Origin of the sequence: Streptomyces prunicolor (assembly GCF_045162825.1) — a bacterium.
In the GTDB taxonomy this organism is placed as follows: Bacteria; Actinomycetota; Actinomycetes; order Streptomycetales; family Streptomycetaceae; genus Streptomyces; species Streptomyces prunicolor.
Window position 1 is genome coordinate 9,380,659 of the sequence record NZ_CP108676.1, and the last position, 13,276, is coordinate 9,393,934.

General features: G+C 70.8%; 11 protein-coding genes and 1 pseudogene. 5 read left to right on the plus strand and 7 right to left on the minus strand.

Going from position 1 to position 13,276, the window contains the following annotated elements; all coding sequences use genetic code 11:
* Nucleotides 1-7: 7 nt before the first annotated feature.
* Nucleotides 8-1,834 carry a sensor histidine kinase gene (locus tag OG588_RS42525; protein ID WP_405951910.1) on the minus strand — a complete coding sequence of 609 codons (1,827 nt, stop codon included), beginning with the start codon at nucleotides 1,832-1,834 and terminating at the stop codon, nucleotides 8-10.
* On the minus strand, nucleotides 1,824-2,522 hold the full coding sequence (locus OG588_RS42530) for a response regulator transcription factor (RefSeq protein ID WP_405951911.1): 699 nt from the start codon (nucleotides 2,520-2,522) through the stop codon (nucleotides 1,824-1,826). The genes OG588_RS42525 and OG588_RS42530 overlap by 11 nt, the downstream gene beginning before the upstream one ends.
* A gap of 215 nt (nucleotides 2,523-2,737) precedes the next feature.
* Here OG588_RS42530 and OG588_RS42535 point away from each other — a divergent pair, with 215 nt between their 5' ends.
* The 4 genes and pseudogenes from OG588_RS42535 to OG588_RS42550 all read left to right on the plus strand — a co-directional run bounded on the left by OG588_RS42535 (nucleotide 2,738) and on the right by OG588_RS42550 (nucleotide 6,864).
* Nucleotides 2,738-2,899, plus strand: a complete 162-nt coding sequence (locus OG588_RS42535; protein ID WP_405951912.1) for a hypothetical protein — start codon at nucleotides 2,738-2,740, stop codon at nucleotides 2,897-2,899.
* A 6-nt stretch (nucleotides 2,900-2,905) separates the two neighbouring features.
* A pseudogene (locus OG588_RS42540) lies at nucleotides 2,906-3,753 on the plus strand (ABC transporter permease); the annotation flags it as partial.
* Between the two features lie 158 nt (nucleotides 3,754-3,911).
* Complete coding sequence (locus OG588_RS42545) at nucleotides 3,912-5,966, plus strand: phosphocholine-specific phospholipase C (RefSeq protein WP_405951913.1); 2,055 nt, start codon at nucleotides 3,912-3,914, stop codon at nucleotides 5,964-5,966.
* 52 nt (nucleotides 5,967-6,018) lie between these two features.
* Entirely contained in the window at nucleotides 6,019-6,864 is an 846-nt protein-coding gene (locus OG588_RS42550; protein ID WP_366096356.1) for a phospholipid scramblase-related protein, read from the plus strand.
* A gap of 9 nt (nucleotides 6,865-6,873) precedes the next feature.
* Here the strand turns inward: OG588_RS42550 and OG588_RS42555 are convergent, their stop codons facing one another.
* A complete protein-coding gene (locus tag OG588_RS42555) occupies nucleotides 6,874-7,839 on the minus strand; it encodes a hypothetical protein (protein ID WP_405951914.1) in 966 nt (321 codons plus the stop codon).
* Nucleotides 7,836-8,630: a phosphatase PAP2 family protein gene (locus tag OG588_RS42560; RefSeq protein ID WP_405951915.1), complete on the minus strand. Its 795-nt coding sequence runs from the start codon at nucleotides 8,628-8,630 to the stop codon at nucleotides 7,836-7,838. The genes OG588_RS42555 and OG588_RS42560 overlap by 4 nt, the downstream gene beginning before the upstream one ends.
* Before the next feature lie 224 nt (nucleotides 8,631-8,854).
* Here OG588_RS42560 and OG588_RS42565 point away from each other — a divergent pair, with 224 nt between their 5' ends.
* Nucleotides 8,855-9,469, plus strand: a complete 615-nt coding sequence (locus OG588_RS42565; RefSeq protein WP_329261715.1) for a TetR/AcrR family transcriptional regulator — start codon at nucleotides 8,855-8,857, stop codon at nucleotides 9,467-9,469.
* Nucleotides 9,470-9,615: 146 nt separating this feature from the next.
* On the opposite strand, the gene OG588_RS42570 is transcribed toward OG588_RS42565, so the two are convergent.
* From OG588_RS42570 to OG588_RS42580, 3 genes are all read right to left on the minus strand, one after another.
* Entirely contained in the window at nucleotides 9,616-10,644 is a 1,029-nt protein-coding gene (locus OG588_RS42570) for a DUF2510 domain-containing protein (protein ID WP_405951916.1), read from the minus strand.
* A 108-nt stretch (nucleotides 10,645-10,752) separates the two neighbouring features.
* Nucleotides 10,753-11,907 (minus strand): anhydro-N-acetylmuramic acid kinase, encoded by a 1,155-nt coding sequence (locus tag OG588_RS42575; protein ID WP_405951917.1) that lies wholly within the window; start codon nucleotides 11,905-11,907, stop codon nucleotides 10,753-10,755.
* Nucleotides 11,828-13,213 carry an MFS transporter gene (locus OG588_RS42580; RefSeq protein ID WP_405951918.1) on the minus strand — a complete coding sequence of 462 codons (1,386 nt, stop codon included), beginning with the start codon at nucleotides 13,211-13,213 and terminating at the stop codon, nucleotides 11,828-11,830. Before OG588_RS42580 ends, OG588_RS42575 begins: the two co-directional genes overlap by 80 nt.
* Nucleotides 13,214-13,276: the final 63 nt, after the last annotated feature.

Consider the following 13,276-nt stretch of genomic DNA (forward strand, 5'->3'; position numbering starts at 1 on the left):
GCGGGGCTCACACGGGAAGGCGGACGGTGAAGACCGTGCCGACGCCGACCGTGCTGACCACCGTCACCGTCCCGCCGTGCGCCTCGGTCAGCCGGCGCACGATGGCGAGGCCCAGACCGCTGCCGCCGGTGCGGCGGCTGCGTGACTTCTCGGCGCGCCAGAAACGGTCGAAGACCCGGGGCAGGTCCTCGGCGGGGATACCGGTGCCGGTGTCGGCGACCTCGATCGTGACGTGGTCCGCGGTTTGTCGGGCGTACAGGGTGACGCGGCCGCCGGGCGGGGTGTGCCGTAGCGCGTTGGAGACCAGGTTGCCGACGACCTGCCGCAGCCGTACGGGGTCGCCGGACAGTTCGGGGTCGCCGTCCGTGCGGGTGGTGAGGGTGATGCCCGCGGTGTCGGCGCGGCCGAGGTGGGCGGTGGTGACGTGGTCGAGGAGGTCGCCTACGAGGAGGGGCTCGGGGTGGATGCGCAGCTGGCCCGCGTCGGCCTCCGCGAGGTCCTGGAGGTCGTCGACGATGTGCTGGAGCAGCAGCGCCTCTTCGAGCAGGGAGTCGACGAGGGACTCGTCGGAGGTGGCGACGCCGTCCTGCACGGCTTCGAGCCAGCTGCGGATGGTGCTGAGCGGGGTGCGCAGTTCGTGCGCGACATCGCTGACCATCTCCTTGCGCCGGCCCTCCACGCGCTCGCGACGCTGGGCGAGGTCGTTGAAGGCGGCGGCGAGATGGCCGATCTCGTCGTTGGTGGTGACCGGCACCCGCTGGTGCTCCTCCACGGGACGGCGGGCCGCGTCGGCCAGCGCGCGCAGCGGCCTGACAAGGCGGGTGCCGACGACGACGGTGACGGCCACGGTGACCAGGAGCACGAGCCCCGCGACACCCGCGATCCGCGCGGTGTTGGCCGAGGAGAAGCGGAAGACGGGGGCGGTCGTGGTGCCGGCCGGGGTGGTGACGAACAGCAGCGCGGCCGGAGCGACGTAGGGCGTGAGCTGGTCGCGGCGGGCGGTGTCGAGGCAGGTCCGGGCGGTCTGGCTGTCGCCCCTCGTACGGATGACGAAGTCCATGGCCAACTTCACTTCGGGCTGCTTCTGGCGCTCCAGGCAGTCGTTGACCATGGCGGTGACCCGGCTGAGCGGCCCGATCTCGGTCCGGACGGGAGCGCCGAGCTGGTCGAGGCCGCAGCCCTCGTCGACGAAGGACCCCAGGGCACTGTCGGGGAGCTTGACGGAAGGGCGACCGCTCGGCTCCTCGACGAGGGTCGCGGCACCGGTCGTGACGCGCAGACAGGAGACGATCTTGCCCGCCCACTGACGCAGGGTCTTCCGTTCGGCGGTCGTCAGCCGGTACGGGCCGACAGCCCGCGGGTCGATCCGGTCGATGTCGCCGCCGGGCAGCAGGGCGGGGTCGGTGTGCAGGGGGTCGACGACCGCGGAGGCCCGGACGGGGAGGGCGGCGGTGGTGGCGGACGACGCGGCGATGGTACGACGGCTCTGGGTGGTCAGGGTGATACGGCGGCCGGTGCGTTCGGCGAGGCGGCGCAGGGTGGGGGCTACGCCGTTCCAGTCCGGGTGGACGGCGGCGTAGCCGACCACCGTGTCGTAGATCTCGGTGTCGGAGGACAGGAGTTGGCCCTGCTCCTGCTGGATGGCGCTGCTGGTGGTGCGGGCGGCCAGCCAGGCGGTGGCGGCGACCGAGCAGACGGCGATCATCACCGAGGTGGCCAGCAGTCGGACCAACAGGCTTCTGTGCAGCGGCACTTTGGCGCGGACGCGTGCCCCGGACTTCGTACCGCCGCCTCCCGCGTGCCCCCACTCAGGCAACTCCGGTTCAGCGCGCACGAGTTCCGTCCATGAGCTTGTAGCCGACCCCGTACACGGTCTGCAGATAGGCCGGTCGGCGGGGGACGGCCTCTATCTTCTTGCGCAGGTTGAGGACATGGACGTCGATGGTCCGCTCCGTGATGTAGAGGTCGAACCCCCGTGTCAGGGCGAGGAGTTGGCGGCGGGTGAAGACCCGTTCCGGTTCGGCGGCCATCGCCGCGAGGATCTCGAACTCGCCGGGCGTGCACACCACTTGGCGTCCGTCGAGCTCGACGGTACGGCGGACCGGGTCGACGGCGAGCGCGCCGATCCGCAGCACCGGGTCGTCCGGTGCCACCGTGGCGCGCGTCCGCCGCAGCAGGGTACGGATCCGGGCCATCAACTCCCGTGGGCTGTACGGCTTGGTCATGTAGTCGTCGGCGCCCAGGTCGAGGCCGAGCAGGAGATCCTCCTCCGTGCTGCGCGCGGTCAGCATCAGCACCGGCACCTCGCACTCCCGGCGCAGCACACGGCACACGTCCAGCCCGTCGACCAGGGGCATCATGACGTCGAGGACGAGCAGATCCGGCCGCCGGCGCCGTACCTCGTCGATGGCGGCGCGCCCGTCGTGGACGACCAGACAGGAGTGGCCCTCGCGTTCCAGATAGCGGCGGATCACCTCGGCCTGTTTGACGTCGTCCTCGGCCACCAGGACATATGCGTTCACGCGGTCACCCTAAGGTCGGTGCCGTGACAGCAGACAGGACTCTGACGGTGGTCTGACAGGATCTTCATATCCCCGGGCGACGGTTCCGCCATGTCGAACCTCACTCATCGAATCCGGGCCGCCGCCCTCACCGGTCTCGGTACGGCGGCGGCGCCTGTCTTCCGAAACTTCCGCGCCAGTGACCGGAGTTGGACCCCGCGAAGAACCCGCACTACATGGACGACTTCCGCAAAGAGATCAAGTGCCTGAACGACGGCGGCCTGAAGGTCAAGGGCCTCGCCGACGGCTCGGGATGGAACTACGACGGCGTCCCCGGCCTGACCCAGGCGCAGGAAGACACGCTCCGGCGCAGGTGTGAACTGGGGGCCTACCGGTGACACGGGCCGCCGCCCCGGACAACCCCGCCGGTGACGACCCCGACGCCACCCGTACGCGGCGCGGGAGACGGCGGCTGAAGATCGGGACCGTGGCGCTGGCCGCCGACTCGGCGCCGGGGTTCCGCAACGACCAGGTCGACGCCGACGACCACGTGGGCCTCACGGTTCTCGCCGGCAGGACCACTCTGCTCCACGCCATCAACGCCAAGGTGCAGTCCGGGAGTTACCTCACCGCGAGCGCCGAGAAGTTCCCCACCGTCGTCCTCGGCTCGTTCGCCGCCACCCGCATGGGCATCGCGAAGACAGTCCCGGGCCAACCGGCCCCGCAGATCTACACCAAGGCCCGCGAGGACGGCATCGACGCCGTCCGCAACGTCCTCGCCCCGACCATCTACCCGGAACTGCCCGGCATGGTGCAGGTCAGCCGCCCGTCCGACGCCCTCGCCGCGAAACGCGCCACCGAGACGACCTTCTCCGCGCTCTTCCTCGGCCTCGCCGCGGTCGCCCTGCTGGTGGGCGGGATCGGCGTGGCCAACACCATGGTCATCTCGGTCCTGGAACGCCGTAAGGAGATCGGTCTACGGCGGGCCCTGGGCGCCAACACGGGCCAGATCCGCGGCCAGTTCCTCACCGAGTCGGTGGCCCTGTCCTGCCTCGGCGGCCTGGCCGGCACCGCCCTCGGCGTCCTGGCGACCGTCGCCTACGCCGCCTATCAGGGCTGGCCCCCGGTGATCCCGCTCCCGGCGGTGGCAGGCGGCTTCGGCGGGGCCGTCCTGATCGGCATGGCGGCCGGCGTCCACCCCTCCATCAGGGCTTCCCGCCTGACCCCGACGGAGGCCCTGGCGACAGCCTGACCGTTCATCTCCGCTCGCCCGGCCCCGCACGTACGGGCGAGTTTCACATGGGCGCCACCAGACCCTTCCCTGACGTTTGTTGCTCTTGGAACACTCGCACCGCGCGCATTTCGCCATGTTCCGGCCGGCCGCGCGTCAGGATGAGAGGTGCCTCACCCATGTCCGAAGTCAATCGGCGTCGCTTTCTCCAACTCGCGGGTGCCACCACGGCCTTCACGGCACTGTCGAACAGCATCGAGCGGGCCGCCGCACTCCCGGCGAACCACCGCTCGGGGAGCATCGAGGACGTCGAGCACATCGTCGTGCTGATGCAGGAGAACCGGTCCTTCGACCACTACTTCGGCTCGCTCAGGGGCGTCCGGGGCTTCGGCGACCCGCATCCGGTCGTGACCCGGCAGGACGGAAAACCGGTCTGGTACCAGTCGGACGGCACGAAGGACATCCTCCCGTTCCGCCCCGAGGCCGACGACCTGGGCCTGCAGTTCATCCAGGACCTCCCGCACAGCTGGAACGACGGGCACGCCGCGTTCGACGGCGGCAAGTACGACAAGTGGGTGCCGTCCAAGGGCTCCACGACGATGGCGTACCTGACCCGCGAGGACATCCCGTTCCACTACGCGCTCGCCGACTCCTTCACCATCTGCGACGCCTACCACTGCTCGTTCATCGGCTCCACCGACCCCAACCGCTACTACATGTGGACGGGTTACACCGGCAACGACGGCGTCGGCGGCGGCCCCGTCCTCGGCAACGACGAGGCCGGCTACAGCTGGACGACCTACCCCGAGCGTCTCGAAAAGGCCGGCGTCTCCTGGAAGATCTACCAGGACGTCGGCGACGGCCTCGACGCGAGCGGCGGCTGGGGCTGGATCCAGGACGCCTACCGCGGCAACTACGGCGACAACTCGCTCCTCTACTTCAAGCAGTTCCAGAACGCCCAGCCCGGCGACCCGCTCTACGACAAGGCCCGCACCGGCACCGACGCCACCAAGGGCGAGGGCTTCTTCGACCAGCTGAAGGCCGACGTCCAGGGCGGCACGCTGCCGAAGATCTCCTGGGTCGTCGCCCCCGAGGCCTTCACCGAGCACCCCAACTGGCCCGCGAACTACGGCGCTTGGTACGTCTCCCAGGTCCTGGACGCGCTGACCTCCGACCCGAAGGTCTGGGCGAAGACGGCGCTGTTCATCACCTACGACGAGAACGACGGCTTCTTCGACCACCTCCTCCCGCCGTTCGCGCCGGGTTCGGCCGCGCAGGGCAAGTCCACCGTCGACGTCGGCCCCGACCTCTTCAAGGGCAACGCCACCAACCCGGCCGGCCCCTACGGCCTCGGCCAGCGCGTGCCGATGATCGTCGTCTCGCCCTGGAGCAAGGGCGGTTACGTCTGCTCGGAGACCTTCGACCACACCTCCGTCATCCGCTTCATGGAGACCCGCTTCGGCGTCCACGAGCCCAACATCTCGCCCTGGCGGCGCGCGATCTGCGGCGACCTGACCGGCGCCTTCGACTTCTCCCACAAGGACGTCAAGAAGGTCCCGCTCCCGGACACGGACGGCTACCAGCCGCCGGACAGGAACCGTCACCCCGACTACGTGCCGACCCCGCCCGCCAACCCGGCGCTGCCCAAACAGGAACGCGGACTGCGCCCGGCCCGGCCGCTCAAGTACGCGGCCACGGTGGACGGTTCGGCCGATATGGCGGCCGGGAAGTTCACGCTGACCTTCGCCTCCGGCCTGAAGGCGGGTGCCAACTTCCTGGTCACCTCCGCCAACCGCACGGACGGGCCCTGGAGTTACACCACCGAGGCCGGCAAGTCCGTCTCGGACGCCTGGAACTCGGCGTACTCGAACGGCTCCTACGACCTGACCGTGCACGGACCGAACGGCTTCCTGCGCGTCTTCAAGGGCCCCGGCAAGGTCGCCGGACCCGAGGTCACCGCCCGCAGCTGCGGCGACGACATCGAGCTGACCTTCACCAACAAGGGCACCGGGACCGTGCAGTTGAAGGTCGCGGGCGGCTACGGCGGCCGTTCCCAGAGCTTCAAGGTGCGGGCGGGCGCCACCGTGCGGCACACCTTCGACCTGGGCGCGAGCAAGCGGTGGTACGACCTGACGGTCACCTCGGACGGCGACGCGAGCTTCCTGCGGCGATTCGCCGGACATGTCGAGAACGGCCGGCCGGGGGTCAGTGACCCCGCGATCGCGACCGCTTGAGGGGCTTTGTGAGACCGGTTGTTTTCCGGGGCACTCGCGGTAGTGTGCCCCGGTGACCACGCATTCGAACACACCTGCAGGCTGGTACCCGGATCCGCACGGAGCGCCCCAGACCCTCCGGTACTGGGACGGCGCGAAGTGGACCGAGCACACCAACGCGGACCAGCAGGGCCAGGCGGCCCAGCAGCAGCCGCAGGCCGTGCCGCAGCAGCAGGCGGGGCCGGATCCGCGGGCCCAGCGCCAGGTCAAGCAGCAGGTGCAGCAGCAGGCCGGGGTCGCCGGGGGCGGCTCCGGCGGCGGCAGCCTGTTCACCGAGCCGGTGCTCGTGGTGAACCAGAAGGCCAAGCTGATCGAGCTGACCAACGAGTACAAGGTCATGGATCAGAACGGCAATCTGATCGGCTCGGTCAGCGAGATAGGCCAGAGCACGCTGAAGAAGGCGCTGCGCTTCGTCTCCAGTCTCGACCAGTTCATGACCCACCGGCTGGAGATCCGGGACGCCTACGGGCAGCCGCAGTTGGTGCTGACCCGGCCGGCGAAGATCATGAAGTCCCGGGTGATCGTGACCCGTCCGGACGGCTCGACCGTGGGCGAGATCGTGCAGAAGAACATGATCGGGAAGATCAACTTCGCGCTGAACGTGGACGGTCAGCAGATCGGCGCGATCAAGGCGGAGAACTGGCGGGCGTGGAACTTCGCCATCGTCGACCATGCGGAGAACGAGGTCGCCCGGATCACCAAGACCTGGGAAGGCCTCGCCAAGACGATGTTCACCACCGCGGACAACTACGTCCTGCAGATCCACTACCAGCTTCCCGAGCCGCTGTTGAGCCTGGTGGTGGCGACGGCCCTGACCGTCGACACCGCCCTCAAGCAGGACGACCGCGGACTCGGCTGACCGACCCGGTCACAGCGAGGTGAGATGCCCCGGCGTGGACTTCCGGTCCGGCTGCCGGGGCAGCAACGCCGGTTCGGCCGAGGCCGATCGGGGCTCCAGCGCCAGTACGGCGGCCACGGGGTGATCGTGGTCGTCGTAGGCGAGCGGCAGCGGTACGGCGGGTGTCACCCGGGTCAGCAGGACCACACCCCACGACGCGATGCCGGCGCCCGTCAGCGCGAGGAGGATGCCGGCCGCGCCGCCCTGGAGGCGTTCGCCGAGCAGGGCGAGGCCGATCGCGGCGGCGGCCAGCGGGTTCGCCAGGGTCACCACCGCGAGCGGGGCGCCGAGGCCGCCCCGGTAGGCGGTCTGCGAGAGCAGCAGCCCGCCCGCCGCGAACACCGCGACCAGCAGGGCGACTCCGACCACCTGCATGCTCAGCACCGGACCCGAACGGTCCGTCGCCGCGACCGTCACGGTCTGCGTGAGCGCGGAGGCCACACCCGAGGCGACACCGGACGCCGAGGCATGCCGTAGACCGGGCTTCGCGCCGCGTCGGGCGAGGAGTCCGATCAGCGCGGAGGTCGCGCCCGCGACCGCCAACGCCTGGGGAACGGTGAGGACTTGGTCGGGCTGGGGGCCCGACGCCGTGACCAGGAGGGCCGACAGACCGAGCAGGGTGAGCGCGGTGCCGCGCCACTCGACCGCGCTGACCCGCCGCCCGGCCACCCGCGCGCCCATCGGGACGGCGGCGACGAGGGTGAGCGCGCCCAGCGGCTGTACGACGGTCAGCGGGCCGTACTTGAGGGCCACGACGTGCAGCAGCGCGGCCGACGCGTTCAGGACGACCGTCCACCACCATGAACCCGTGGCGAGCAGCCGCAGTATGCCCGCGTCGGAGTTGCGGGACGCGAGTCGCTCCTGGGCCACGGCCGCTGCCGCGTAGGCGACGGCCGAGAACAGGGAGAGGACGACGGCGACGAGGGTGGGGTTCATCGGCCGGCTCCGACGAGAACCGGCTCTTCTGCGGCGAGTTGGGGCTGTACGCGGCCGGCCGTCGTCGCCGTGCGCTGCGGGGGATGGATGAAGGCGAGGGCGACGCCGAGCATGGCGGTGGCCACGATCGCGTCCAGCCAGTAGTGGTTCGCGGTGCCGACGATCACCATCAGCGTGACCAGCGGATGCAGCAGCCACAGCCACCGCCAGCGTGAGCGGGTCGCGACGATCAGGCCGATCGCGACCATCAGGGCCCAGCCGAAGTGCAGCGAGGGCATCGCCGCGAACTGGTTCGAGAGGTGGTCGCTGGTCGGCGGGCCGTAGACCGAGGGGCCGTAGACCTTGGCGGTGTCGACCAGGCCCGTGGCGGCCAGCATGCGCGGGGGTGCGAGGGGGAACACGAAGGGGAGTACCAGGGCGGCCGAGGTGACCGTGGCCAGGACCCGGCGGGCCCAGACGTAGTGCGCGGGGCGCCGTAGGTACAGCCAGACCAGGAAGGCGACGGTGGCCGGGAAGTGGACGGTCGCGTAGAAGGTGTTCGCGAGGTGCACGAGGGTGTCGCTGTGCAGCAGCACCAACTGCACCGAGCCCTCGTTCGGGAGATGCAGGGTCCGTTCCAGGTCCCACACGTGGCGGGCGTTGTGCAGGGCCTCACCGGTGTGGCCCGTCGCCAGCTGGCGGCCGAACTTGTAGACGAGGAAGAGCCCTGCGACGAGCAGGAGCTCACGGACGAGCGGGGGCCGCGCTATCGCGCGGGTCCCCTTCTCTGCAGGCTCGGTTCGGGCATTCATCCCCCGGCCCCTTCGCTGACGGTGGTGCGTGTGGTGGTGCTGGCTGGGTTTGTGACCCTTCCGGCGGACCGAACTCATCGGTACGAGTTCGTTCCGATACGACAGTGTACCGATACGCGCGTGTACCGATACGGCGGAGTACCGGTACACTGGCGTATCGATAGCGAAACGAGACACACTGGAGAGCGGGCCCCGAGTCCGCGGGCAGAGCGAGGAGAAGAGCCATGACGTCGCAGGCTGAGGACGGACCGGACACGGTCGCCGCCTCGCGCCGCTCCAAGATCACGCCTGAGCGTGAGCGGGAGTTCTTCGACGCCGTGCTCGAACAGATCCGGGAATGCGGCTACGACTCCGTCAGCATGGAGGGCGTCGCCAGCAGCACCCGGTGCAGCAAGTCCACGCTCTACCGGCAGTGGGGGACCAAGCCCCAGTTCGTCGCCGCCGCGCTGCGCGCCAACCGCCGGGTGCACTTCACCGGCATCGACACGGGATCGCTCGCGGAGGACCTGAGGCAGGCCGCGCGGGCGGCGGGCGCCTGGTCGGCGAAGGACACGAAACTCGTCTCGGCGCTCGGTCACGCCGTCATCCAGGACAGCGAACTGGCCCAGGCCGTCCGCGAGGCGCTCGTCCATCCCGAGATCGCCGCGCTGGAGGACATCCTGCGCCGAGGCGTCGAACGCGGCGAGATCCCGGCCGACCATCCGGCCCTGCCGTACGTACCGGCCCAGATCTTCGGCGTCCTGCGGGCCCGTCCGGTCCTGGAGGGCTGTTACGCCGACCCCGACTACCTCGTCAGATTCGTGGAGGCCGCGGTGCTACCGGCACTCGGGCTCACCTGAGAACCAGGCCGCCGTCCGTGGGATGACTGGACGGTGACCTGCTCGCGCCGCACCGTGGGGACGGGGGCGGCGCGCACCCCCCGGCCGGGTGGGGTTCCTCTTGAGCGGAGAGGCGCCCCACCCGGCCGACCGGTGTACGGGGTGGATCAGATGGTCTGGCCGTCGCCGCCGCCCGTGGACACCTTGATGCCCGCGGTGATCTCGTCGATGACGGACTGCTTCTGGCCCACGTCGACGCCGAAGCGGACCACGACGATCTGCTTGGCGCTGGCCGGCGACGGGAACGCGAGCGACTCGACATAGCCGTCGGCGCCCTTACTGGTGACCGCCTGCCAGCGGACCAGATAGCCCTTCTGCCCGGCCACGGTCACGGCCTTGGAGGCGAGCACCTTGTGCGAGGTGATGCTGCCGTAGCTCGTGCCGCCGTAGGACTCCTTGGCGTTGGCGGCGATGTCCGCCTTGGCCACCGCCTCGGCCGTGCTGCCGGCGGTGCCGAGGAGCACGGCGGGGGCCGAGTACGCCCCGCCGTTGGTGCAGTCCTGGGAGGTGTCGCCGGGGCACTTGTAGGACGTGTTCGACGTGACCGACGCACCGCCCTGGCCGGCCTGGCCGTACCAGTCGGACGGCACGGTGAAGCTGATGCCGTCGAGCGAGTCGATCACGGTGCCGCCGGCCTTCACCTTCGGTTCCGCCGACTGGCTCGGAGCGGGCGTCGCACCGCCCGTACCACCGGAACCACCCGTGCCACCGGACCCGCCGAAGGGATCGGTCTGCCCGCCGGTACCACCCGTGCCGCCCTGCCCTTCGGGACCGCCCTGGCCGCCGACGCCGCCCTGACCGTTCGGCGCCTGCTGGTTGCCGGCCTGGGTGCCGTTCCCGCTGCCGTTGTCGGACAGCGCGTAGGCACCGACACCGATGGCCGTGAGCACCGCCACGGCCACCGCCACGGCTATGCCCGTGCGCAGATTGCGGCGGGGCACGGCCGGGGGCGCGGCGGGATACGCCGGATACGCCCCGCCGTACGGCGGCTCCGTCGGGGGACCCCATTCGGCGCCCGACCCGGCGGGCCGAGTGCGGTCCGTCCATGCCTTGCCGTCCCACCAGCGCTCGGCGGCGGGACCGTCATTCGTCTGCCCGGGATCGGGGTACCACCCGGGGGGAGTCACCTGCGTCATGCCCCTACCGTATGAGGCGTCGGTGAAAGGGGGATGAGAGGACCCGGCCCGAATCGGCCCGATCCTGGCGAGCCACCTGGTTATCAGCGGCTGTCCCACCCCGCCCGCTCACCCCAACACCAGCCGCACCGGCCCCTGTTCAGCCGCCGGAGGCAACCGCGGACCCCGCCGCCCCGGTGTCAGTGAGCCGAGAATGCTCGGATGGTGGGCGCCGGTGCTTGTCGGGGCCGTGCCCGGGAGGCCGTGTGCTGTCAGGAAGCCGAGGAGGGCGAAGGCGTATGCCTCCTTCGCGGGGGACGGGAGGCCCAGTTCGTCGGAGGTGCGGAGCGGGACGCCGGGGAGTTCGGTGGCGAGCAGGGTCATCAGGACCGGGTTGCGGGTGCCGCCGCCCGACGCGATGACCTCCGTCGCGGCCACCGAACGGACCGCGTCCGCGACCGTACGGGCCGTGAGCAGGGTGAGCGTCGCGATGACGTCCTCGGCGGGCAGCGTGCCCAGGCCGGCCAGCGCGTCCTGGAGATAGCCGAGGTGGAACAACTCCTTGCCGGTCGTCTTCGGGGCGGGGAGTGTGTAGTACGGCTCGCTCGAAAGCCGTTCCAACAGCGGCTGGTGGACCGTTCCACGCGCCGCGAGGGCGCCCTCCGCGTCGTAGGTGAGACGCCCGCCGCTGAAGCCGCGCGCCGCCGCGTCGATCAGCGCGCACGCCGGTCCGGTGTCGAAGGCCGTGCCGTCGGGGGCGGTGAGGTTGGCGATCCCGCCGAGGTTGAGCGCGACCGGTGTGCCCGGCCGGCCGCGCAGCCACAGCAGGTCGAACAGGCTGACCAGCGGCGCGCCCTGGCCCCCGGCGGCGATGTCGCGCGGCCGGAAGTCGGCGACCACGGGCAGCCCGGTCGCCTCCGCGATCCAGGCCGGCTGCCCCAGTTGCAGCGTGCCGCGCACCGCGCCGCCTTCCACCCAGTGGTAGACCGTCTGCCCGTGCGAGGCCACCAACTCGGCCCGCCCGTCGCACAGTTCGACGTTCGCCCGGACGGCCGCCGCGGCGAAGGCCTGCCCGATCAGGGTGTCAAGACGGCACACCTCGGCCAGCGTGGTGGCGGCCGGTGGCAGCGCCGTCGCGAGCGCCTCCCGCAGTTCCTCGTCGTACGGCACGCTCACCATCCCGAGCGGCTCCAGTACGACGCTGTCACCGCCGAGGTCGAGGTCGGCCGCCGCCGCGTCGATCGCGTCGTACGACGTCCCGGACATCAGCCCGATCACCCGCATCCGCATCCGTCTCCTCCCAACTCGCCGTCCCCGGCGGGGTCTTGGTCACCGCGAGCGCCAGCACGCTCACCGCGCAGGCCGCCGCCGCGTAGTACGCGGGAATGTCCACGTTCCCGGTCCGCGCGACGCTCTCGGTGATGATGAGCCCGGCACACCCAGAGAAGACGGCATTGGACAGGGCGTAGGCGAGTCCCAGACCGGTGTACCGCACGCTCGTCGGGAACATCTCCGAGAGCATCGTCGGGCCCGGTCCCGCCATCAGCCCCACCACCGCACCCGCCCCGAACACCCACGCCCCCTTCGCGGAGTTCGAAGTCCCGTCATCCTGAAGGAGGTTGAGCAACGGCACGGACAGGGCCACCACCAGCACCGCCCCCGTCAGCATCACCGGCCGCCGCCCCACCCGGTCGCTCAGCAGCCCCGCCGGAAGGATGGTGACCGCGAACCCGACATTGGCCAACACCGTGGCCAGCAGCGCCTGTTGGAAGCTCGCGTCCAGCGTGCTCTGCAGATACGACGGCAGCACCACCAGGAAGGTGTAACCGGCCGCCGCCCACCCCATCACCCGCCCGGCGCCCAGCGCGATCGCCGCACACACCTCACGCGCGGGCACCACCACCCGCCCCACCCGCTCACTCCGGAACGACGGCGTCTCCTCCAGTCGCAGCCGGAGCCACAGCGCGCCGAGCCCCATCGGCAACGTCAGCAGGAACGCCAACCGCCAGCCCCAGTCGGCCAGTTGACCCGCGTCGAGCACCGTCGCCAGCAGCGCCGCGACCCCCGCCCCGCCCAACAGCCCCAGCGCCACGGTGAACGACTGCCACGCCCCGTACAGGCCTCGCCGCCCCGGCGGCGCGAACTCCGTCAGCAGTGCCACCGCACCCCCGAACTCCCCACCCGCGGACAGTCCCTGAAGGGCCCTCAGAAACGTGAGCAGCCAGGGCGCGAGGGCGCCGACCGTCGCGTACGTCGGCAGCGCACCGATCAATGTCGTCGCGCCGGTCATCAGCGCGAGCACCAGGATCAGCACCGGCCGCCGCCCCGCCCGGTCACCGAGCCGGCCGAACAGGGCGGCGCCGACCGGCCGGAAGAAGAACGCCAGCGCGAACGAGGCGTACGTCCGCACCAGCCCCTCGGCCGCGCCGGCGCCCTCCGGGGTGAAGAACCGCGCCGCGATCACCGTCGCGAAGTAGCCGTAGACACCGAACTCGTACCACTCGATGAAATTGCCCACCGACCCGGCGACCAGGGCCCGTACCGCAGGCCTGTTCGAGACAGGTCGGGAGTGATCGGAAAACACCTTCATTTCAGCGCCTCCTGACCGTTTGTCACCTACATCGGTCCTGCTGAAAAAGCCCCGTCACCCGTT

What these genes read in the sequence shown, in the direction of transcription:
- OG588_RS42560 (WP_405951915.1), bottom strand. Translation starts at nt 8,630, where the DNA reads ATGAATGCCCGAACCGAGCCTGCAGAGAAGGGGACCCGCGCGATAGCG.
- OG588_RS42565 (WP_329261715.1), top strand. Translation starts at nt 8,855, where the DNA reads ATGACGTCGCAGGCTGAGGACGGACCGGACACGGTCGCCGCCTCGCGC.
- OG588_RS42580 (WP_405951918.1), bottom strand. Translation starts at nt 13,213, where the DNA reads ATGAAGGTGTTTTCCGATCACTCCCGACCTGTCTCGAACAGGCCTGCG.
- OG588_RS42545 (WP_405951913.1), top strand. Translation starts at nt 3,912, where the DNA reads ATGTCCGAAGTCAATCGGCGTCGCTTTCTCCAACTCGCGGGTGCCACC.
- OG588_RS42535 (WP_405951912.1), top strand. Translation starts at nt 2,738, where the DNA reads ATGGACGACTTCCGCAAAGAGATCAAGTGCCTGAACGACGGCGGCCTG.
- OG588_RS42555 (WP_405951914.1), bottom strand. Translation starts at nt 7,839, where the DNA reads ATGAACCCCACCCTCGTCGCCGTCGTCCTCTCCCTGTTCTCGGCCGTC.
- OG588_RS42575 (WP_405951917.1), bottom strand. Translation starts at nt 11,907, where the DNA reads ATGCGGGTGATCGGGCTGATGTCCGGGACGTCGTACGACGCGATCGAC.
- OG588_RS42570 (WP_405951916.1), bottom strand. Translation starts at nt 10,644, where the DNA reads ATGACGCAGGTGACTCCCCCCGGGTGGTACCCCGATCCCGGGCAGACG.